This window comes from Rhodococcus sp. NPDC055024, assembly GCF_053608585.1.
The window spans coordinates 285305-307429 of sequence record NZ_JBSGVT010000005.1; the positions used below are offsets into that span (position 1 = coordinate 285305).

The window sequence follows — 22125 nt, forward strand, 5'->3', positions numbered from 1 at the left end:
CTACACATACTTTGACGCGACCTCAGTGCCAACGGTTCCGGCCCGACCGAAGAATATTTTCAGAACCAACCGATCCGAGGTCACGGCGTGAATTCGAGTGACTGCCACGTCCGCAGGCAGTCCGCTTCGAGACTGTCCCACTCGCCGCGAAGATACTGGCAGCCGATACTCACTTGCCATCCGTTGTCGACGTACACGTGCCAACGCACCTCGGAGAAATCGTCCGGAAACTCGAGATACACCACTGCCTGTTTTCCTGCACCATCGTCGAGCACGGAAAACTCCCCGAACCGCAAAGGGTCTTCGAACGTCGAAAACTGCTGACGCAAAGCATCTTCGACGGAATCGAATCCCGCACCTTCGGTCAGGCGTTTCTCGACGACCACGATCTTGCGATCCGCGCCGGAGCTGGGTAATAAATCGGTACGCCCGCTCGAGGCCCCTCGCGGCATAAGTTTCCAATCGGAAGGCAGTTCTGCTGCAACGCTTCCCAGGTCCACACGCACTAGTTCCGGCGTGGCACCGGCTTCGATCGACGGCAGCGAATTCTTCGGGACAGGCTTTCCCTGCTCTTTCGACGCTTGTACGTTCTCGACATTGTCTTCCGCCGTAGCTGCGACCGACTCCGCCGACGGAGAATCGCCTCGATCGCGAGTGGACACCACGATCGTTGCCGCGGCCGCAGCGGCGACGGCTCCCACTACAAGCGCCACAGCGAACCGTCGACGGCCTCCGAAGTGCCCATCGACACGACGCGGCAGAGGGGCATTCGAGTCCGCGCGAGGAACCGACATCGCAATGTCCGGAGCGCCTACCCACTCGGCACCAAAAGCCGAATTGTCGACGATTCGGCCGGAACTGTCCCGCACGATTGTCTGGCGAACGAGTGCTCGAGGATCCACCAGAGACGAAGCCACACGGCTCTCGTCCAGAATTCGAATGCTCGCGTGCCCGTGAACATTCGTCGACCCACGTTCGAGCGAAGCCGCAACCGCATGGGAGCGCGGCCCGACCAACACCACAGCGTTCCGAACCGACAAGTCCCCGATCGCGGAAAACAACCCCGCAACGTCTGCGATCTCCGAACTTTGTGCCCCGTCGATTCGTAGTTCACCGTCAACCTCACCGACTACGGAAGCGACCACCATTCCGCCGCGCAGTTCGAGGACGACACACCGCGATCGCCAGGCCGTATGCGCCGACCTCGCCGCCGCGATCGCGGTCGGCACGAGGACGACGTCGTGCGCCACTCGCCGTGCGGCATCCAGCAATCGGCGCCTGCGCGGGACGCCCCAATCCGAGGGATGACTGAGATAAAGAATGTCTGCGTCGACGATTCCGCACCCGTCCATCGCGCTGGAGATCAGCCTGGCGAACTCCAATACGGTCGGGACAATCCGACCGTCCACGTCGACATAATCGTCGTCGACAAAATCGATTGCATTGACAACGGTCGTACCAGGCCCCGACGCCGGTTCGCGTCTGAGGTCTGCACTGCAACAGAATTCGCGTTGACCCGATACGACCCAGATGTTGGATGCACCCCAATGTACCGAGACCGACACCGCAGACGGAACGGTCACAGCGGTGGCATCCACGGAACTTGGACAAGTTGGGTTTGCGAGCGAGAAACGTAGACCCCACGACCTTCCGGCATTGCCGACGCGCGGACAGTGCCGACGAGATTTCCCTCGTCACGACTTCCGCTCATGATCAATCCTGCCGGTGCCATGTCGCGAATTCTCGCAATCACCGGTTCGTACAGAGCTCTGGCTGCGCCACCGGAACGGCGGGCGATCACCAGATGCAAACCGATGTCCTTGGAATGTGGGATGTATTCGAGCAACGGCGCCACCGGGTTACCACTCGATGTGGCCACAAGGTCGTAGTCGTCGATCAGTACGTAAATCTCCGGCCCACTCCACCACGACCGTTCCCGTAATTGCTGCTGTGTCGTCTCCGCATTCGGCATTCTGGCGGCCACGATCCGAGCCAGGTCGACCATCAACTCACCGAATGTCGTCGACGACGCCGAGTACCCGCCGAGGTGATTCCCTTCGACCACCCCCAGCAGGGAATGCCGATAGTCACCGATGATCAGCTTGGCCTGAGCCGGCGTATTCGACGCGATGATCCCTTCGGCTATTCCGCGCAAGAGAGATGTCTTCCCACACGCGGTGTCGCCGAATATCAAGAAGTGCGGGTGTTCCCGGAAGTCCATGTACACCGGGGCGAGGTCGGTCTCACCGAGCCCGATCGGTACGGTGAGGCACCGACCGTCGGCCGCACTCGGTGAGGGCCACCGAGTCCCGACAGTTTCGAGAAGTTCCGCCCGCGAGTACGAATCCGGAAGCATCCGCACGGTCGGTGCCGGACGCGAATTCGACATGGCTGCAATACGTTCGACGGTCACCGCCACAGCCGCACTAGAGTTCTCACTACCTGGCGTGCCGTTGATTCGAGGTAGTCCGGTGAGAAGGTGAAGTCCGTCGCGAGTGATGCCACGACCCGGTCGACGTTCCGGCACCAAGCTCGCTTTCTGGCGACCCGCATCCGAATCGCCCGGATCACCCAATCGAAGTTCGATACGCGTACCCAGTTGGTCCTTGAGAGCCGGCCGAATCTCGGCCCACCTCGACGTCGTGACGATCACGTGCACACCGAAGGACAAACCTTGACCGGCGAGCATGTTTATCTGAGGCTCGAGTGATTCGAAATCCGAACGCACGCTGGGCCAACCGTCGACGACGAGGAAGACGTCACCGTACGGGTCCTCTCGGAGTCCCGCAGCCGCTCCCTCTCCGGTGGGATCAGCTGTTCGCAATCTACGGAAATCGGCCATTGATTCGATGCCGAGGTCACGAAACAGTCGCTCGCGTTTGGCGACCACACCGAGTACCTCGGCAACTGTGCGCCGGACGCGGTCGGAATCCAAGCGGTTTGCCACCGATCCGACGTGCGGCAGATCTTTCAATCCGAGGAGCGTTCCACCACCGAAGTCGAGACAGTAGAACTGAATCTGTTCCGGCGTGTGCGTCATGCTCAGCGACAAGATCAACGTGCGCAACGCCGTCGACTTTCCCGACTGTGGGCCACCGACGATCGCGAGGTTGCCAGTCGATCCGTTGAGATCGGCGACGAGTAGATCGCGGCGCTGATCGAATGGCCTGTCGACTATGCCGAAGGGTGCGCTCAGATTTCCGCGAGGTTGATCACCGGCCGCCCACCGCGGCAACAACTGATCGAGCGTCGGGGATGACTCGAGCGGTGGGAGCCACACCTCATGCGCACGTGGACCGTGACCGCGCATGCGGTCGACGAGGACTCCCATGAGAGTACGTGCATCGTCGCCGATTTCACCCATGTCGATGACGTCGGGCTCGACGGGAACGACAACAGCCTCCGGGCCGACCACCGGCGTCGCTGTAAAGGGCAGCGGCGCAAGTTCGACGGGAGAATCGACCGAGAATCGAGTGGGCACTATCCGCTCGCCCTCGTACGGGCCTGACACGTAGGCACCTTGGAAGCGGACGATCTCCGCCGCATCGGACTTCAGGTATCCCGCACCGGGTGTGCCCGGTAGGTGATATGCATCGGGAACGCCGAGGACGGAACGAGACTCGTTCGCCGAGAACGTTTTCAAACCGATCCGATACGAAAGATGGCTGTCGAGGCCGCGTAGCTTTCCTTCGTCGAGTCGCTGACTGGCCAACAGCAGGTGAATGTGAAGTGACCTACCCAATCGCCCTATCGCCACGAACAATTCGGCAAATTCCGGCTGTTGACTGAGCAGTTCGGAAAACTCGTCGACAACCACGAAGAGTGCAGGCAACGGATCGAGTGCAGCGCCCGCCAGCCTCGCCTTCTCGTAGTCGGAGACGTTTGCGAAGTTTCCTGCCGCACGCAGCAATTCTTGTCGACGGTTCGTTTCGCCGGCGAGGGCGTCCTTCATACGATCGACCATCGCCAATTCCTCGGCGAGGTTGGTGATGATCGCAGCAACGTGCGGCGCCTCTTCGAGGCCGAGAAAGGTTGCACCACCTTTGAAGTCGATCAGGACGAGGTTCAGTGCGTTGGGTGAGTGCGTCGCGATCAGGCCGAGCACCAATGTTCGCAGGAACTCCGACTTACCGGAACCGGTGGCTCCGATACACAGCCCGTGCGGGCCCATGCCGTTCTCGGCCGACTCCTTCAGATCCAGCTCGACGGGGTTTCCGTCTTGTCCGACTCCGATCGGCACGCGGAGTCGATCGCGTCCCTGACGTGGCAGCCAGCCATGCTCAGGATTGAACCTCGCAACGTTTCCGATCCCCAACATCTGACTCCAGGTCCGAACAGACCGGTCGTCGTCAGCTGCGTCGACGGCGTTCTGTGATGCCGCACGGAACGGTGCGATGCGACGTCCGAACGACTGCGCCAGGCTGGTCGACGCCGCGTCGGGCGTCGCAAAGTTCTCGACTCCTGCGCTGCTCACCGCACCGATCTGATCGCTACCGACGACCAGTCGCAAACCGCGCGCCGCCGCCAGTCGCGGGCAGAACCCGCACAGGTCGAGGACGGTCACCGAGTCGAGCCCGGATTCGGACAACAGGCCGGTGTCACCTTCGAGCAACCCACCGTCGACGACCAACACGAGATGCGGAACACCCACACTCGCCGGAGTGTTGCGAGCGAATCGAGCCCGCATCGAAAGCGGTTCCCCGAGGGAACTTTCGAACTCCAGATACGAACCGAACACCATGCGTGAAGCGCCCGCGCCGTCCTGAGACTCCGGGTGTTGCACGTGTGGGAGCCACTTGACCCACTCCCACTCGGATTCGGTATCGGGTCCGCACACCACCGCAACTTGGACCGTGTCCGGACCATGGAAAGTGCACAGCTGCATCAACATCGAGCGGACAAGCGCACGAGCTGAATCTCGCTGCCCCTCGATGGACATCGCAGCAAATCCGCGAAGTGAGACGGCGGTCGGCAGGTCCTGTACAACCGAATGCGCACGGACGAAACGCCGAAGGGAGACAGCAGCGACGGGTTCGAGATCCTCGACCGGACCGGTCTCCGGAGATACGAGTCTAGTGGCCAATCGCTGTGTACCCAGACCGACCCGAACGTGACAGTAGTCCGAGTCGGTGATCTGACGCTCCCACATCCGCACAGTTCCGGCGAGTGTCCAGAGCAGCGACGGCTCGGGATTGCTCCATTGAAGAGCAGCACGCTGCGCACCGGACGTCGCAGCGACATCGCTGCGCATCTGATCCAGGTACCGCAGGTAGTCCTTGCGGTCCTCGTTCGCTTCGGAAGCTCTTGCTCCACCGCTACGACCGCCCCCGGCAAGCATCCCGAGCATCGACACCATCATCATGACCGGAAACAGCAGGGACATCGGATTGCGCGCCATGCCGGAAGAAAACATCAGCGCCACCATGCCGATCATCGCAACCACCATGATCACCGGAAGCAGTTTGGTCAGTAGGTTTCCCGGCGTGACACGAGGAATCTCCGGTGGGGCCTGCAGCGTCACCTCGCCGCCCGGTGTGCGCGGCGATTCGCGGCGCGCTCGACGCGCAAATCTGACAGTACTCAATTCACCCACCCCATCGGTGCTGCGGCTGATGCCGCCATGCGCCTCGTCCGACTACCACCGGCCCGCCCCCCAAGGCGTGATCGCGCAATTGCAAAAGAGTAGATCACAACACCGACACTCGGGTCGGTACCACCTGTTGTCGGAGCTCTCCTGACACGGGCGCGCACTTCATGTCGTATTGTTCGGGTGAACTGGGGTGACGCGAAGGGGGAATCGCGTCATAGGAGGGGATAGATCTTGACCAGCACCACTACAACCAGCGCTGCGAACACCGGAAACGGACGACGCGCGAATCATTCTGCCGAGCTGTGCAGGTTGACGGTACTTTCAGCGCATTCACAGGTGGATCTTGCGGTGCCGCTTCGTGTTCCACTCGCGGTGGTCATTCCGGGCATTGTGGACACTATTGTCAATCACAGCAATTTCAACGAGTTCGACCACAGCACCGAGCAATTCGAGCCCGTCGACTGGACTCTGTCCAAAGTCGGCAGGGCACCGCTGTCACCGACGCTGTCGTTGCACGAGCACGGAATCCGCGATGGGGAATTGCTCGTACTCGATGCTGCCGACACGGCTGCCCCACCCCCACTCTTCGACGACATCATGTACACCGTCGCAGCCACGGACGCTGACATCTACCGACGCTGGACTCCGATCACCGCGCGCATTGTCGGCTCGACCGCCGCCCTCGTCGCTGCGCTCATCGCGGCCCTCACCCTGGTCCTCGGCGATACCGGACTGATCGGCGCCGTCTGCGGCGGAGTCACGTCATTGGTGTTCACCGTCGCCGCGGTCGTGACGGCGCGCGTGTACGGAGACACGGCAAGTGCGGTCGCGCTCGGATGCGCTTCGGTGCCACTGGCGTTCGTCTCCGGCGCACTCTGCGTACCCGGCACTGTTCTTTCGGCTCATCTGCTTCTCGGTTCGGCATTTGCAGCCGCGGTAACTCTGATCTGCCTCCGTCTATGCGGCGCCGGATTAGCTGTTTTCACCGCACTTCTCGTCGTCCTTTTCGCGGCGGTGGGCAACTTTGCCGTCACGACGACGCTTCCCGAGGCGCGCACCGCGACCGTCAGCGGCGCGGTGATTGCCATCGCATTGATCGTTCTGACGTTCACCGCTCGACTGTCGATGTTGTTCGCGCGACTACCGCTCCCCCCGGTTCCGACACCGAGTAATCCCCTCGACGACGACCGTGACGGACTGCCCGAGCCCGAACTACCCGGGCTGACCGAGTTGGCCGAAAGGGCAGGGCGGGCCCGTAGCTATCTGACCGGGCTGATCGTGGCCACGTCAGTGGTCACGCTCACCGCTGCCGTCGCACTCGCGTGGTCCTGGTCTGGTCAGGGGATCGTCTGGCCGAACCTTGCTCTCGCTTTCGCGACTTCCGTCGTGTTGATGTTTCGTGGGCGTACCTACGCGGGCGCGCAGCAGGCGATCCCACTCATCACGGCCGGGATCTCGGTGATTCTCGTTCTCCTGGGCGACATGGCATGGGCGCATCGCGACTATGCCATGGTCATCTTCGCCATCACGATGATCGTTCTCCTCCTGGCACTGATTCTAGGAATCCTCGCCCCCCAGAACACATTCAGCCCCGTGATGCGACGAGCAGCAGAACTGTTGGACCTCGCTGCGATTGCAGCAATCGTTCCGTTGATCTGCTGGGTCAGCGGACTCTTCGCGCTCATGCGTGGCCTCTGAGCGATCGGTGATCGATGGTGATTCGACGTGCAACAAACATCTGCGCCAGTCTCGTGATCGTTGCCTTCAGCGTTCTCGCCGGGGCGGGTGGCGCATCGAGCGCGGTTCCTTCCCCCGTCGATCCTGCAATGCTGCCGGAGGACGGTCCGCCTGCACCTCCACAACCCACCGAACAACGAACCCTGTGCGTTCCAGCCGTGGCAGGTGGTGACGGTGCGGACATTCCACGTTCTCAACAAGATCTGGGATTCGATTCGGTGTGGCCGATCACCCGAGGGGCAGGACAGCGAATTGCTGTCATCGATACCGGCGTCAGCAGGCATCCTCGGCTACCGTCGCTCGAAGGCGGCGGTGACTACGTCGGGACCTCCGACGGCACCGACGATTGTGACTCACACGGAACAGTCGTGGCCGGTCTCATTGCCGCCGAGCAGGTCGAGGGTTCCGGATTTTCCGGAGCTGCACCGGACGCACAGATCATCTCGATCAGGCAGTCCAGTGCCGCCTTCTCGGTGGCCGGCCAACGCGAAGGCCCGGCCGTAGCCGAGAACTCATCCGGGTACGGAAACGTCGACACCATGGCATCGGCCGTCCGTCACGCTGCGGACATAGGTGCAAGCGTCATCAACATCTCCGAAGTCGCCTGTAAACCTGCCGGGGACGGGATCAACGACCAACGACTCGGCGCTGCAATCGAATACGCCACGATCGCGAAGAATGTCGTAGTCGTCGCAGCTGCAGGTAACGTCGGATCCGGAGGTTGCAAGAACCAGAATCCACCACCGGATCCCCTCAATCCCCAAGCCGATCCATGGAACTCGGTTGTGACGATTGCCAGTCCGGCTTGGTACGACGACTATGTACTCACAGTGGGGTCGGTAGACCCCAATGGCGCCGCCAGCTCCTTCAGCCTCGGCGGTCCATGGGTCGATGTGGCGGCGCCCGGCACCGGAATCACCTCACTTCACCCGACGTCGCCGGGTCTGACCAACGGAGTCTACGGTTCCGACGGCGCCGTGCAGTCGTTCAACGGGACCAGTTTCGCTGCGCCCTATGTCGCGGCAACCGCTGCATTGGTCAGGTCGGTTCACCCGGAACTGACTGCACTTCAGGTCATACAACGTATCGAAGCCACCGCCCACGCTCCGGCGCAGGGCTGGAATCCCTACATCGGTCACGGCGTCATCGATCCGCTCGCCGCGGTCACGGGCGAATTGGTCCCAGGAGAACGCGTCAGGGTCAACCATCAGTCGGTACCGATCGATCCCCTACCCACGCCACCGGCCCCCGACAACCGATCTCGCGACGCGGCACTCGTCGGAGCCGGAACCGTCGGTACTCTCGCCTTACTGGCACTGTTGGCGTCGATGCCCATACGTCGAGTAATTCGTCGGCGACTTCCCGAACGACGGGATGTCGATCTCTGAACTGTCGGACGCGATCAGTTCACCGGAGCGGCCGGCGCTGAATCGGGGGCGACTCCGTCGTGGGCTATCAGTGCATTGCTCTTCTCGAGCGCAGGACCTGATGCAAGTAGATCGAGCATCTGCCAAGGCGCGCGATCAGGCGTTCGCGTCAATCCGAGGGCGCGAGCCGAAGTTTCGTCCGGTACCCCGTATTTCACACCGGTATCGGCTACGTAGAATACTCCGTCGTGTCTGGTGCTGTTCGTCTCGATTCCGGTCGCTTGAACGAACCCGCCGAAGCCCTGTTCGACATGGACGCTGTCGAGGTTGTCACCCGATCCGTCCGCCTGCGCCAAGGACACCAACTTGCCACCCTCCGGGATCGGAACCTGCAATCCGGCGATGAGTTTCAGCGTTGCAGAACCACTTTCGTCGCCCTCGACGACAGGTGAGGGACCCCATTCCAGACAGCCGACAGGTGCGTCGTGATCGTCGAGTACCGCTGGAGCCGCCAGCGGCAACGAGTCGACGGCCAGCTCACTCACCGAGGGGATACGACTGATGGCATCTGGGGTGACGCTGGTGATCCCGGTAGCGCCCTGCGAATCCGAGAAGTAGATCAGTTGGGCAACTGCCGCGCCGACCTTCTGGATGCCGTTCTCGAGTACCACGTAGTACTGCGGGTCCGCACCCACCGAAACCTGGACGACGGAGCCGACAGTCTTGTTCTGCAGAGGAAACCGGGGCGCTGATCCCAGTTCGGGAATTCGCGGAGCCTCGACGCGCGGGACTTCGGGAATCGAATTGAGGAATCCGGTACTGATCGGACGCGCCTGTGCCCCTTCCAGTCCCAAAGCCCGCATGATCGCCGGATTATCCACATCGATTGCCGCTCGCTTCCCGTCGTACACGAGAAAGTGATCGGAACCCGACTTCACCAGAAATCCACTGTCATTCGTTAGATATGTCGTGTTATCACCGACATTGGACGAGCCGACCAGGACCGAAGTCGTCAACGATCTTCTCCCGTCGGATCCGACGGAATCGCATACCGTCCACAAGGCGTTGGTCGGGTCGGACGATTCCGGCAGCGCGGACGGTGCGCCGGGAATGCCGACGAGCGCGCCCCGGGGTTTCGCCTCGACCTCGGATGCCTTGACCATTGCCGGTTTTCCTGGCGAACCCAGAATCAGTCGAGCGGAGGCCAAGTTCAGCACAGGACGAAAAGTACCCTCCATGGCGACGAACATTGCGCCCGATTCTTTTGCGACCACAATGTCGGCATCACCGATCTTGTCCTGTGGCCGAAAAAGAGCGAGTACTGCGCATCCCGCCAATCCCAGTGCGGCGAGGACTATTCCGACGGTGAAGGCGCGCGACTGAGATCGCATCGGATCATGAAGCATCCGTACGTCTCGTCTTACCAGCGCATGTTCCATCCGCCTGACCAAGAAACGGTATCCGTTGACCTGCCAGCGCGTGGTAGGTGTTGCAGCCATCATTCCCCCCGTGCCTTACATCCCCTTGCGAAGACACAGTACAGTTTCGCTGGGGCGGAAATTTCGGGTAGTAGGCAGGTCAGGTATCGGGGAGGAACCGTGGACCGATCGCGGTTGAAGCATTGGCCGTCGTCGCACAGGATTTCGGCGCGCGAATTCGTGTCGGCACAGATTCTCGGAATCGGTGTGGGCGGAATCGCGATGGTCAGTGGGCTGGATTGGCTCTGGGCGCTGGCAATTGGTTGTGTGGTTGCCGGATCAATGCTGCTCCATGTGGGCGGTTGGTCGGTAATGTCCTGGATTGCCAGGTACTTTCGCTATCTTCGCCACAAGAACGTGGACGGCGGAACGATCGTCAGTTTTCACACCCCCTCCGAGCAGTCGATCGGGCTGCGAGTGGACGGATCTTCACTCGTCGCTGTCGTCGAGATCGCTCCACCGCGCGACTACCTGACCAGGATCGGGCGTCATTCGTTCGACGCGTCCCACCTTCTGCCCACGGCTGCGCTCGTGGATTGTCTTCATCAGCACGACATCTCGCTCACCGGCATCGACATTGTCAGTCACGGATATCGCGCCGCATCCGGAACCCCGGCCACCGAAGTCTACGAACGACTCATCGGACCGCTACCAGCCACCGCCACCAGAAGTGTGTGGCTTGCACTACGTTTCGACGCTCTCGAGGGTTCTGCAGCAGTCGAGCGCCGCGGCGGGGGCGAACAGGGCGCGGGCCGCGCGATCGCTGTTGCCGCCAATCGTGTCATCCGGGTTCTCGATACAGCGGGATGCAAGGCGCGGATCCTGACCGCACCGGAAATTGCCTCGTCCACTGCCCAGGTGACAAGAGGAGTGGACAGCGACGAGGTCACCGAAACGTGGCGAAGCACCCCGTTGCCCGGCGTGTCCAACGTGGGATACGGGATTGAACCCCGCTTCATCACCACCTCGACCCTGACTCGAATATGGGCAGTGGCAACGGTCGGGACATCCGTGACAATTCGGTTGCGCCCCAACGGCGAAAGCGGAGAGGCAAAGGTCAGCGCGACATGCCGTTTCACCACGCGCAATCCACCTGAGAACGCACCATTGGCCGGGTTGGTCTCGTTACGGGGGCGCCAACGCGACGGACTGTTGACCAACCTGCCGACGGCGCTGACGGCGCTGGATCCGATCACGCCGCACATCCGCATGGACGCGGACGCACTCGACTCACTCGCGCTACCCCTTGCCGGGTGCGGCCAGCTCATCGGCTCCGACCGAAACGGGAACGGTGTCACAGCAAGAATTTCGGGGTCCGGCGTCAACTCGGTCTTTGTCGCCGGCGAACTCTATCTAGCTCAGCAATTGATCTTCAGAGCCATCGCGACCGGCGCTCGAGTACTCATCCACACTGATCGACCGGAAGCCTGGACCGCGCTCACCGACTCCATGGGAGTGCCCGACCGACTCCGCGTGTCCGGTCAGGGCGGTGGGCCTGAGGGCGCCTTCAACACTGTCGTGTTCGACGGAGTCGAGGGGCTGCCTCCGCGTGCCGGCGTGACCGCGATCTACGTGTACGGACATCCGCGCCAATGGCCTCGGATCGACCCTGAAATTTCGATAGTCCAGCCATTCGCACTCGGCGACAGGATCACGGTCGAAACCGGCCGCACTCGCGTCGAACTGACCCTGGTGACCATTGCTTCCGAGACCTCGTTCATCGGTCGTCCACGAGCCGGCGACGCTCACCAGATGGCGTGATCGCGTAGGTTCTCGATCAGCCGGGGTATGGGTCACTCGCACGCTGCGTACGCAATCCGCTCCCCCACCAATGCAATTCACGAATCATCTTCTCGGTCGCATCGATCGCAATCGGATCGATGCCGTACGGCTCGTGTCCGAATTGCTTACGTACCCGGTGAATGGTCACGCTTTGACGCACCGAGACCATGTGCAACTCCGCCACTACTTGCCTCAGCTGTTCGACGGCCCGAACACCACCTGATATCCCGCCGTAGGACACGAAGCCGATCGGCTTGGCCCGCCACTCGTGCTTCACGGAATCGAATGCGGTCTTGAGGGCAGCCGGATATCCGTGGTTGTATTCGGAGGTCACGGCAACTACAGCGTCGGCGCGCCCGATTCGCTTGCGGAAAACCTCCGTGGCAGGTGAATCCGAGAAATCCTGGGGCAACGACAGCTCTCGGAGGTCGATCACCGACACCTTCCACGACGGGTTCGTGGTTGCGCGCTCGACAAACCAATCCGCCACTGCTCGTCCTATTCGCCCTTCGCGGACCGAACCTACGATGACTTCGACGTTCAAAGGTGCCATGAACGTCGATGCTAGCGACTGATCACGCAGTGATCCCGTCCGTGATGAGTGCTGCCAGTTCCCGATAGGCGCTGGCATCGTCCAATCCCGTTGCCCGGTAGACCGCGCGTTGCTGGATCCGAACCATCGTCGCCGCAGCGGCATCGGCGACAAATGATGCGTGTACCTGCCGGAATGCGCCTGAATCGACTCCCTCGACGATGAGCGATCGCACACGATCAGCAGCGATCGACGTGTTCTTCTCGTAGACCTGGCTCGCCGACACCGATTCGGCCAGGTCTTCCATGAATTGACGGGACGCCGGGGACAATTGATCACCGACTGCTTCGAGATAAACCGCCACTCGACGAGTGGGCGTCGCCTCTGCGGCCACGGCACTCTCCACCGCATCGGTCGCCGCACGGAAGAAGTGAACTGTCACCGCCCGCACGAGGTCCTCCTTGCCGGCCGCCACGGTGTACAAGGTGCTCTTGGAGCAGTGCAGACGAGCTGCGATCTCGTCGAGCGTGAGGTGGGCGAAACCCTCGCTCAGGAACAGCTCGACCAATTGATCGAACAGTTCCGCCCTGCGCGCAGTCGTCTTGCGAACCAGCCTTGCCATACGCAAGACAGTACTGCAGTATCGTTCTCAGTACTACTGTCTAGCTAGGAGCCGACCGTGCCCGTCGAACGCCTGATGCCCAGCCAAGAAGCTCGCGATCTCATCGAACTGACGCGTGATGTCGCGGACAAGGTACTCGCGCCCAAGGTCAACGAATATGAGAAGGCCGAGAAGTATCCCGACGGAGTGTTCCCCGCACTCGGTCAGGCGGGCCTGCTGAGCCTGCCGTACCCCGAGGAATTCGGCGGCGGCGATCAGCCGTACGAGGTGTACCTCCAAGTGCTCGAAGAGATCGCCTCACGCTGGGCAGCGGTGGCAGTGGCGGTGAGCGTGCACAGCCTGTCATGCTTCCCGCTGTTCACCTTCGGCACCGACGAACAGAAGAACCGTTGGCTTCCGGACATGCTGGGTGGCAACACCATCGGCGCATACAGCCTCTCCGAAGCGCAGGCCGGATCCGACGCCGCCGCGTTGTCGTGCAAGGCGACGCCCACCGAAGGCGGTTACCGCGTCAACGGCTCGAAAGCCTGGATCACCAACGGCGGCAAGGCGGACTTTTACAATCTCTTCGCCCGCACCAGTGACGACGGCTCACGCGGGGTCTCCTGCCTCCTGGTGGACAAGGACACCGAGGGCCTCAGCTTCGGTAAACCAGAAGAGAAGATGGGGCTACGCGCGGTCCCCACTGCCTCCGCGAACTACGACGACGCCTTCATTCCTGACGAGCGATTGATCGGTCAGCGCGGACAGGGGCTCCCGATCGCCTTCAGCGCGCTCGACTCCGGTCGACTCGGAATCGCTGCTGTTGCCGTCGGAATCGCCCAGGGCGCGCTCGACGACGCGGTCGCTTACGCGAAGGAGCGCAAGGCATTCGGCAAGCGGATCATCGATCACCAAGGACTCGGATTCGTGCTCGCAGACATGGCTGCCGCAGTTGACTCCGCCCGTGCCACCTACCTCGATGCTGCCCGCCGCCGCGACGCCGGAGTGCCGTATTCGCGCAATGCCAGCGTCGCAAAGCTTGTTGCCACCGACGCGGCAATGAAGGTCACCACCGACGCCGTTCAGGTATTCGGGGGGTACGGATACACCCAGGACTTCCCCGTCGAGCGCTACATGCGCGAGGCCAAGATCACGCAGATCTTCGAGGGCACCAACCAGATTCAGCGGCTGGTCATCGCGCGCCAACTGGCGGGATAGCCGCCCGATACGAATGCCCTCCCACACCAGAGTGGGAGGGCATTTTGTATGCAGCCGATCAGTCGCCGCAGCATCCACCCGAAGACGGAATCTCGCGGGTCTCACGGGTAATCGCGTTCCGGGCAGCCAGTTCCGAGTAGTCGGGGTAGTCCACGCGAACCAACGAAAGTCCGTGCGCCGGCGCAACGAGGATGGAACTGGACCGCGAAGTTTCGTCGAGCAAACCCGCCACCCAGTCGGCGGTGCGCCTTCCCTCACCGACGGAGAGGACTGCGCCTACAAGGCTGCGAACCATCGACCAGCAGAATGCGTCAGCATTCACGTAAGCCGTGAATACCGCGCCCTCTTGTGCCCAGTCGAAACGTTGCAGCTCCCGCACCGTCGTGGCACCTTCTCGACGCTTGCAGAATGCCGCGAAGTTGTGAAGGCCGAGAAGCCGATTCGACGCTTCCTGCATCGCGCCGAGATCGAGTGGTTTGGGGTACGACACGGTATCGCGTGCGCGCAGGGGCTCCACGCCGAATGCCGCGTTGGTCACCCGGTACTCGTAATAGCGTCGCATCGCCGAGAAGCGCGCGTCGAACTCACCGGGAACCACCGAGATCTGTTTGACCCGAACGTCCTTGGGCAAGAATCGTGCGAGCCTGCGCACAAGTCGCGAAGGGTCGTCCGGGAGCAACTCGCCCGGGACGTCGACGTGCGCTACCTGCCCGGTTGCGTGGACACCAGCGTCCGTTCGACCGGCAACAGTGAGCTGAACCGGTTGCCGTAGCACCGTTCCCAACTTGTCTTCGATCTCGCCGCACACGGTGCGCAGGTCGGTCTGACGGGCCCAACCCGAGAAATCGGTGCCGTCATAGGAGATGTCGAGCCGCAATCGAACGAGCCCGCCGTCCCCGGTGGGGGCGGCGGGCTCGTTCGATTCAGCGTGTGCCGAAACCAAGGGAGACTAGTCCTTCTTGGCCTCTTCGGCCTCGGGAGCGTCGGCCGCAGTTGCGGTCTCGTCCTCGATGGCCTCGACGACTGCGTCAGCGTTCTCGACCTCAGCTTCGGTCGCGTCGGCCTCTACGGCCTCGACGACGTTCTCTGCGGCGGGAGCTTCCTGCGAGGACTTGACGCGACGAGCGCGATCAGCCTCGGAGGTGACGGTCTTTTCCTTGACGAGCTCGATGATTGCCATCGGAGCGTTATCACCCTTGCGGGGGATCGTCTTGATGATGCGGGTGTATCCACCGTTACGGTCCGCGTAGAACGGGCCGATCTCGGCGAACAGGGTGTGAACGACATCCTTGTTACGGATGACCTTCAGCACCTCACGACGGTGAGCCAGCGTGCCGGCCTTTGCGTGCGTGACGAGCTTCTCGGCGTAGGGGCGCAGTGCCTTGGCCTTGGACTCGGTGGTGGTGATGCGACCGTGCTCGAAGAGCGCGGTAGCCAGATTGGCGAAAATCGCCTTCTGGTGGGAAGCCGACCCGCCGAAGCGGGCACCCTTCTTGGGCTTGGGCATGATGATCTCCTAGTAAAGGACCTGAGCTGCTACAGCTGTTCGGTCTCGGCGTAGTCCTCGGTACCCTCGGCATCGCCGAAGGAACCGGCATCAGTGTCACTCCACGTTCCGGTGGCGGCGTCGTAGCCGGCAACGGTGGTGGGATCGAAGGATGCGGGGCTGTCCTTGAGGGACAGGCCGAGCGAATGCAGCTTGACCTTGACCTCGTCGATGGACTTCTGTCCGAAGTTGCGGATGTCGAGCAGATCGGACTCGGTACGGCCGACAAGCTCACCGACGGTGTGAACACCTTCGCGCTTGAGGCAGTTGTAGGAGCGGACCGTGAGGTCCAGATCCTCGATGGGGAGTCCGAAGGAAGCGATGTGATCGGCCTCGGCGGGCGAGGGTCCGATCTCGATTCCTTCTGCTTCGACGTTCAGCTCACGGGCCAGGCCGAAGAGCTCAACCAGGGTCTTGCCCGCAGAAGCGAGCGCGTCCCGTGCGGTGATGGAGTTCTTCGTTTCCACGTCGAGAACGAGCCGATCGAAGTCGGTGCGCTGTTCGACGCGAGTGGCCTCCACCTTGTAGGTGACCTTGAGCACCGGCGAGTAGATCGAGTCGACCGGGATACGGCCGATCTCTGCGCCGGACGCCTTGTTCTGGACGGCGGGGACATAGCCGCGACCGCGCTCGACAACGAGCTCGATCTCCAGCTTTCCCTTGTCGTTCAGGGTGGCGATGTGCAGATCAGGGTTGTTCACGGTGACGCCTGCCGGGGGCACGATGTCGCCTGCGGTAACAGCGCCGGGGCCCTGCTTGCGGACGTACATGGTGACCGGCTCGTCCTCTTCGGAGTTCACGACGAGGCCCTTGAGGTTCAGGATGATGTCGGTGACATCTTCCTTCACGCCCGGGACGGTGGTGAACTCGTGGAGAACGCCGTCGATACGGATGCTGGTGACAGCAGCGCCGGGGATCGACGAGAGCAGCGTGCGGCGCAGCGAATTGCCGAGCGTGTACCCGAAACCTGGCTCCAGGGGCTCGATGACGAACTTCGAGCGGTTATCAGCGATGACCTCTTCGGTCAGCGTGGGTCGCTGAGAAATGAGCATTGGTATTTCCTCCTGTACGGACGTCCACTATTTGACGCCCACGATGGGAAAGGGCCTGCGGCCCCGTGAGTGGTTGAGGAGTCCGGAGACTCCTCAACCACTCACGGGGTGCGGAGCACCTTACTTCGAGTAGTACTCGACGATGAGCTGTTCCTGCAGAGCGATGTCGATCTGCGCGCGCTCGGGAAGCTGGTGAACCAGGATCCGAAGACGCGAGCCGACAACCTGCAGCCACCCGGGAACCGGGCGATCGCCGACGGTCTCACGCGCAACCTGGAACGGAAGCGTGGTGAGCGACTTCTCCTTGACATCGATGATGTCGTACTGCGAGACGCGGTAGCTCGGGATGTCGACCTTCTTGTTGTTCACGAGAAGGTGACCGTGCGTGACCAGCTGACGTGCCTGGCGGCGCGTGCGAGCGAGTCCTGCGCGGTACACGACGTTGTCGAGACGCGACTCGAGGATGCGAAGCAGGTTCTCACCGGTCTTGCCGGGGCGGTTGTTCGCCTCCTTGTAGTACAGGCGGAACTGCTTCTCCATGACGCCGTAGGTGAAGCGAGCCTTCTGCTTCTCCTGCAGCTGGAGCAGGTACTCGCTCTCCTTGATACGCGCGCGGCCGTGCTGTCCGGGCGGGTACGGGCGACGCTCGAATGCCTGGTCGCCTCCAACGAGGTCGACGCGCAGACGACGCGACTTGCGGGTGATGGGTCCGGTATAACGTGCCATTTTCTTCTACCTATCCTTCCCGCTATACCCGACGCCGCTTGGGCGGACGGCAGCCGTTGTGCGGCTGGGGGGTTACATCGGAAATGGTGCCGACCTCGAGGCCAGCAGCCTGGAGGGAACGGATTGCGGTCTCGCGACCGGATCCCGGTCCCTTGACGAAGACGTCAACCTTCTTGACACCGTGCTCCTGCGCCTTACGGGCAGCGCTCTCAGCAGCAAGCTGAGCGGCGAAGGGAGTCGACTTACGCGAACCCTTGAAGCCGACGTGTCCCGAAGACGCCCAGGAAATGACATTTCCGGCGGGGTCCGTGATGGACACGATGGTGTTGTTGAAGGTGCTCTTGATGTGAGCGGCGCCGTGCGGGATGTTCTTCTTATCCCTGCGACGCGTCTTCTGGGTCTTCTTCGGACCGGTGCTACGTGACTTCGGGGGCATTACTTCGCCTTCTTCTTGCCGGCAATGGTGCGCTTCGGACCCTTACGGGTACGGGCGTTGGTCTTGGTGCGCTGACCACGCACGGGCAGACCACGACGGTGGCGCAGGCCCTGGTAGCAGCCGATCTCGATCTTGCGACGGATGTCGGCCTGAACCTCGCGGCGAAGGTCACCCTCAACCTTGAGCGACTCCTCGATGTACTCGCGGAGCTTTGCCAGGTCCTCGTCCGAGAGGTCCTTGCTCCGGAGATCCGGGCTGACGCCGGTGGCGTCAAGGATTTCCTTGGAGCGGGTACGGCCGATGCCGTAGATGTATGTCAGTGCGATCTCCATGCGCTTTTCGCGAGGAAGATCAACACCAGAGAGACGTGCCATGGTGGCATTTCCTTATCGGTGTGCGGAGGTCTGCTCCCAGCCCTTCCCCTGTGCCTCTTGCCGAGTACCGACGCCCGAAGGCGCAGATGATCTCATCAACTAACTCAGTGGGGCCCCGGCCTCCGTGCCGGGGGTGAACCATTGTCCGACCTTGGCGATCGGTGAACGATCGCGTGGGGTCTCGTCAACAATGGCTGGTACTGGGAGGTCTTCTTTGCTTGTTGCCAAGCAGATCTTCGAAAAGCTAGATCTAGCCCTGACGCTGCTTGTGACGCAGGTTCTCGCAGATCACCATGACTCGACCGTTACGGCGAATCACTTTGCACTTCTCGCAGATCTTCTTGACGCTCGGCTGAACCTTCACGTCTTCTGATCTCCTGTTTTGTCGCAGCCTGCCGCGATGAACCGCAGCAGACATACTTCTCCCTGACCCAGGTCAGGTCCGGGAAGTTCGTTACTTGTAGCGGTAAACGATGCGTCCGCGCGACAAATCGTAGGGCGAGAGCTCTACGACAACGCGATCTTCCGGGAGGATGCGAATGTAGTGCTGACGCATCTTTCCGCTGATGTGGGCGAGGACCTTGTGGCCATTCTCGAGCTCAATGCGGAACATCGCATTGGGCAGCGGCTCGACTACTCGTCCTTCGACCTCGATGGCCCCGTCTTTCTTAGCCATATCCTCCGCGATCCGTTTGGTTTGGCATGCTTCGTGCATCGGCTTCCGTTACATTGGCACGCAATGGAAAGATCGTCGGCAGTTCGCAAGCCCGATCCCGGAGCTATCCGGGCGTAGGCACACGAACTATCGACGCGCATAGCGCACCGCCTAGCCATGTTACGCGATGTAAACGACCAGGCCAAATGCGCCTCCGGTCAGGGTGACGACACACACCGCTCCCCCATCGAAAAAGTCCCAGCCTCGACATGAGGCTGGGACTTTTTCGAACGTGAAACATGCTCGCTGCCAACACTTGTCAGCGACTGTGGCGACTACTCCGGCCGAAGGGTAAGAATCCGCGGCCCGTCTTCGGTCACAGCGACGGTGTGTTCCCAGTGCGCTGCGCGGGAACCGTCGGTGGTCACGACAGTCCAGTCGTCGTCGAGAATCACCGTGTCGGTGGTGCCGAGCGTGAGCATCGGCTCGATCGCCAGGCACGATCCGACAACCAATTCAGGACCCTTACCCGGGGCACCTTCATTGGCGAGGAACGGATCCATGTGCATTTCGCGACCGATTCCGTGTCCGCCGTATCCGTCGACGATGCCGTAGGAACGACCGTGCAACTTCTCGGCAGCCTTGGTGCCGACCTCGATCGCGTGCGAAACGTCCGTCAGACGGTTGCCTGCGATCATCGCCGCGATTCCGGCTTCCATCGAAAGCCGAGTTGCCTCGCTCAGTTCCTGATCGGCGACGCTGATCTCGCCGACACCGAACGTCCAAGCAGAGTCACCGTGCCAACCGTCGAGGATCGCACCGCAGTCGATCGAAACGAGGTCACCTTCGGCCAGGATGTCCTGAGACGAAGGGATCCCGTGAACGACGCGATCGTTGACCGAGGAGCAGATCGAACCGGTGAAGCCGTGGTACCCGAGGAACGACGGCACGGCGCCGGCGTCACGAATGACGGATTCTGCGACCGCGTTCAGTTCCAAAGTGCTGACACCGGGCTTCGCCGCAGCGCGCACCGCCACCAACGCCGAACCCACGATCGCGCCGGCAGCAGCCATCGCGTCGAGTTCGCCCGCGGAGCGGAACGGAACAACCTTGCGCTTACGCCCGAAGACCATTACTTACCCAACGCTGCCAGTGCGCGTGCGTTGACCTCTTCGACCTCGCCGATCGCGTCGACGGAGACGATGCTGTCCTTGTAGTAGTCGAACAGCGGTGACGTCTCGTCGCGGTAGACCCGGAGGCGGTTGCGGATGACGTCCTCGGTGTCGTCTGCACGACCGCGGGCGAGCATGCGCTCGACCACGATGTCCTCGTCGACGACGAAGGAGAGGACACCGTCGAGCTTGGTGTCGAGGTCCTTCAAGATTCCCTCGAGTGCCTGAGCCTGTTCGACGGAGCGCGGGAATCCGTCGAGAAGGAATCCGTTTGCTGCGTCCGGTTCTGCGACGCGAGCCTTCACCATGTCGTTGGTGATCGAACTCGGTACCAGTTCACCGGCGTCGATGTACTTCTTTGCTTCTACACCGAGAGCGGTGGCCTGACCGATGTTCGCGCGGAAGAGATCACCCGTCGAAATGTGGGGTACGCCGAACTTCTCGGACAAGATAGCGGCCTGGGTGCCCTTGCCGGCACCGGGAGGACCAAGGAGGACAAGTCTCACTTGAGGAACCCTTCATAGTTACGCTGCATTAGCTGACTCTCGATCTGCTTCACGGTGTCCAGACCGACGCTGACCATGATCAGCACCGCGGTGCCACCGAACGGCAGGTTCTGCGCGCCGCCACCATTCCCGATATCGAGGAACAGGTTGGGCAGAACAGCAATGGTGCCGAGGTAAATCGCACCCGGAAGGGTGATGCGACTCAGCACGTAGTTGAGGTAATCCGCGGTCGGTTGACCGGGTCGGATACCGGGGATGAAGCCACCGAACTTCTTCATCTCGTCGGCGCGCTCTTCGGGATTGAAGGTGATGGCGACGTAGAAGTACGTGAAGAAGACGATCAGGCCGAAGTAGATCGCGATGTACACCGGGTTGGCCGGGTTCACCAGGTAGGTGTTGATCAGGCGCTGCCACCAACTGGGGTCGACCGCTGTGCTGGCCGAAGTCAGCTGTGCGATCAAGTTCGGGAGGTACAGCAGTGAAGACGCGAAGATCACCGGGATGACGCCGGCCTGGTTGACCTTCAGTGGCAGGTACGTCGAGGATCCGCCGTACATCTTGCGTCCGACCATCCGCTTTGCGTACTGCACCGGAATGCGGCGCTGACCCTGCTCGACGAAGACGACACCGGCGATGATCAACAGCGCTGCGAGGCAGACGAAGGCGAAGACCAGTGGACCGCGGCTGTCGAGAATCGACTTGCCCTCGCTCGGGATACGCGATGCGATACCGGCGAAGATGAGGAGCGACATACCGTTGCCGACGCCGCGTTCGGTGATGACCTCACCGAACCACATGACCATGGCAGCACCGGCAGTCATGACCAGCACGATGATGACAAGACCGAAGATCGACTTGTCGGCGATGATGTCGTCACAGCCCTGGAGCAACTGGCCACGTGCCGCGAGGGCGACGATGCCAGTCGACTGCAGGATGGCCAGAGCGATGGACAGGTAACGCGTGTACTGCGTCATCTTGGCCTGACCGGACTGGCCTTCTTTTCGAAGTTCCTCGAACTTCGGGATCACCACGGTCAGCAGCTGCACGATGATGCTTGCCGTGATGTACGGCATGATTCCGATCGCAAAGATCGACATCTGAAGCAGAGCGCCGCCGGAGAACAGGTTGATCAGCGAGTAGATACCTGCTGAGTCACCCGAGTTGGCGATATCGATGCACTGACGCACGCGGCCGTAGTCGACACCTGGGGACGGAATGAGAGCGCCGACCCGATACAGAGCCACCAAGCCGAGGGTGAAGAGGATCTTCCGCCTCAGGTCTGGGGTCCTGAGGGCCGAGACGAAGGCGGAAAGCAAAGATCCTCCTGGCACGACGGTAGGGAGACAGATC

At 61.7% G+C, this 22125-nt stretch carries 20 protein-coding genes; 4 read left to right on the forward strand and 16 right to left on the reverse strand.

Going from position 1 to position 22125, the window contains the following annotated elements:
- Positions 1-80: 80 nt before the first annotated feature.
- Together ACWF6P_RS14200 and eccCa are read right to left on the reverse strand one after the other, a co-directional pair.
- A complete protein-coding gene (locus ACWF6P_RS14200) occupies positions 81-1583 on the reverse strand; it encodes a type VII secretion-associated protein (RefSeq protein WP_452621412.1) in 1503 nt (500 codons plus the stop codon).
- Positions 1580-5584 (reverse strand): type VII secretion protein EccCa, encoded by a 4005-nt coding sequence (eccCa, locus tag ACWF6P_RS14205; RefSeq protein WP_452621413.1) that lies wholly within the window; start codon positions 5582-5584, stop codon positions 1580-1582. The genes ACWF6P_RS14200 and eccCa overlap by 4 nt, the downstream gene beginning before the upstream one ends.
- Positions 5585-5821: 237 nt before the next feature.
- Here eccCa and eccD point away from each other — a divergent pair, with 237 nt between their 5' ends.
- Positions 5822-7288 (forward strand): type VII secretion integral membrane protein EccD, encoded by a 1467-nt coding sequence (gene eccD, locus ACWF6P_RS14210; protein WP_452621414.1) that lies wholly within the window; start codon positions 5822-5824, stop codon positions 7286-7288.
- A 14-nt stretch (positions 7289-7302) separates the two neighbouring features.
- Positions 7303-8715: a type VII secretion-associated serine protease mycosin gene (gene mycP, locus ACWF6P_RS14215; RefSeq protein WP_452621415.1), complete on the forward strand. Its 1413-nt coding sequence runs from the start codon at positions 7303-7305 to the stop codon at positions 8713-8715.
- Positions 8716-8729: 14 nt separating this feature from the next.
- Here the strand turns inward: mycP and eccB are convergent, their stop codons facing one another.
- Positions 8730-10196: a type VII secretion protein EccB gene (eccB, locus tag ACWF6P_RS14220; protein WP_452621416.1), complete on the reverse strand. Its 1467-nt coding sequence runs from the start codon at positions 10194-10196 to the stop codon at positions 8730-8732.
- A gap of 96 nt (positions 10197-10292) precedes the next feature.
- Between eccB and eccE the strand changes: the two genes are divergently transcribed.
- On the forward strand, positions 10293-11933 hold the full coding sequence (gene eccE, locus ACWF6P_RS14225; protein ID WP_452621417.1) for a type VII secretion protein EccE: 1641 nt from the start codon (positions 10293-10295) through the stop codon (positions 11931-11933).
- 16 nt (positions 11934-11949) lie between these two features.
- Here the strand turns inward: eccE and ACWF6P_RS14230 are convergent, their stop codons facing one another.
- Together ACWF6P_RS14230 and ACWF6P_RS14235 are read right to left on the reverse strand one after the other, a co-directional pair.
- Entirely contained in the window at positions 11950-12507 is a 558-nt protein-coding gene (locus tag ACWF6P_RS14230) for an NADPH-dependent FMN reductase (RefSeq protein ID WP_378447816.1), read from the reverse strand.
- A gap of 22 nt (positions 12508-12529) precedes the next feature.
- Positions 12530-13108, reverse strand: a complete 579-nt coding sequence (locus ACWF6P_RS14235) for a TetR/AcrR family transcriptional regulator (RefSeq protein WP_452621418.1) — start codon at positions 13106-13108, stop codon at positions 12530-12532.
- A 57-nt stretch (positions 13109-13165) separates the two neighbouring features.
- On the opposite strand from ACWF6P_RS14235, the gene ACWF6P_RS14240 reads away from it, so the two are divergent.
- On the forward strand, positions 13166-14308 hold the full coding sequence (locus ACWF6P_RS14240; RefSeq protein WP_230812255.1) for an acyl-CoA dehydrogenase family protein: 1143 nt from the start codon (positions 13166-13168) through the stop codon (positions 14306-14308).
- 58 nt (positions 14309-14366) lie between these two features.
- On the opposite strand, the gene truA is transcribed toward ACWF6P_RS14240, so the two are convergent.
- The 11 genes from truA to secY all read right to left on the reverse strand — a co-directional run bounded on the left by truA (position 14367) and on the right by secY (position 22091).
- Positions 14367-15251: a tRNA pseudouridine(38-40) synthase TruA gene (truA, locus tag ACWF6P_RS14245; protein WP_452621419.1), complete on the reverse strand. Its 885-nt coding sequence runs from the start codon at positions 15249-15251 to the stop codon at positions 14367-14369.
- 6 nt (positions 15252-15257) lie between these two features.
- Positions 15258-15815, reverse strand: coding sequence for a 50S ribosomal protein L17 (gene rplQ, locus ACWF6P_RS14250; RefSeq protein ID WP_020906897.1), 558 nt, complete (start codon positions 15813-15815; stop codon positions 15258-15260).
- A 29-nt stretch (positions 15816-15844) separates the two neighbouring features.
- A complete protein-coding gene (locus ACWF6P_RS14255) occupies positions 15845-16906 on the reverse strand; it encodes a DNA-directed RNA polymerase subunit alpha (protein ID WP_003941016.1) in 1062 nt (353 codons plus the stop codon).
- 120 nt (positions 16907-17026) lie between these two features.
- Entirely contained in the window at positions 17027-17632 is a 606-nt protein-coding gene (rpsD, locus tag ACWF6P_RS14260; RefSeq protein WP_452621420.1) for a 30S ribosomal protein S4, read from the reverse strand.
- Between the two features lie 22 nt (positions 17633-17654).
- Positions 17655-18068 (reverse strand): 30S ribosomal protein S11, encoded by a 414-nt coding sequence (gene rpsK / locus ACWF6P_RS14265; protein ID WP_003940683.1) that lies wholly within the window; start codon positions 18066-18068, stop codon positions 17655-17657.
- Positions 18068-18442 carry a 30S ribosomal protein S13 gene (gene rpsM / locus ACWF6P_RS14270; protein ID WP_003940834.1) on the reverse strand — a complete coding sequence of 125 codons (375 nt, stop codon included), beginning with the start codon at positions 18440-18442 and terminating at the stop codon, positions 18068-18070. Before rpsM ends, rpsK begins: the two co-directional genes overlap by 1 nt.
- Before the next feature lie 250 nt (positions 18443-18692).
- Positions 18693-18806: a 50S ribosomal protein L36 gene (rpmJ, locus tag ACWF6P_RS14275; RefSeq protein ID WP_003938068.1), complete on the reverse strand. Its 114-nt coding sequence runs from the start codon at positions 18804-18806 to the stop codon at positions 18693-18695.
- Positions 18807-18896: 90 nt separating this feature from the next.
- Complete coding sequence (infA, locus tag ACWF6P_RS14280) at positions 18897-19118, reverse strand: translation initiation factor IF-1 (RefSeq protein ID WP_003418601.1); 222 nt, start codon at positions 19116-19118, stop codon at positions 18897-18899.
- Between the two features lie 314 nt (positions 19119-19432).
- Positions 19433-20230 (reverse strand): type I methionyl aminopeptidase, encoded by a 798-nt coding sequence (gene map, locus ACWF6P_RS14285; protein ID WP_452621421.1) that lies wholly within the window; start codon positions 20228-20230, stop codon positions 19433-19435.
- The gene (locus ACWF6P_RS14290) at positions 20230-20775 is read right to left on the reverse strand and encodes an adenylate kinase (RefSeq protein WP_003940868.1); all 546 of its coding nucleotides are present in this window, start codon (positions 20773-20775) and stop codon (positions 20230-20232) included. Before ACWF6P_RS14290 ends, map begins: the two co-directional genes overlap by 1 nt.
- Positions 20772-22091, reverse strand: coding sequence for a preprotein translocase subunit SecY (gene secY / locus ACWF6P_RS14295; RefSeq protein WP_230812251.1), 1320 nt, complete (start codon positions 22089-22091; stop codon positions 20772-20774). Before secY ends, ACWF6P_RS14290 begins: the two co-directional genes overlap by 4 nt.
- Between the last annotated feature and the right edge of the window lie 34 nt (positions 22092-22125).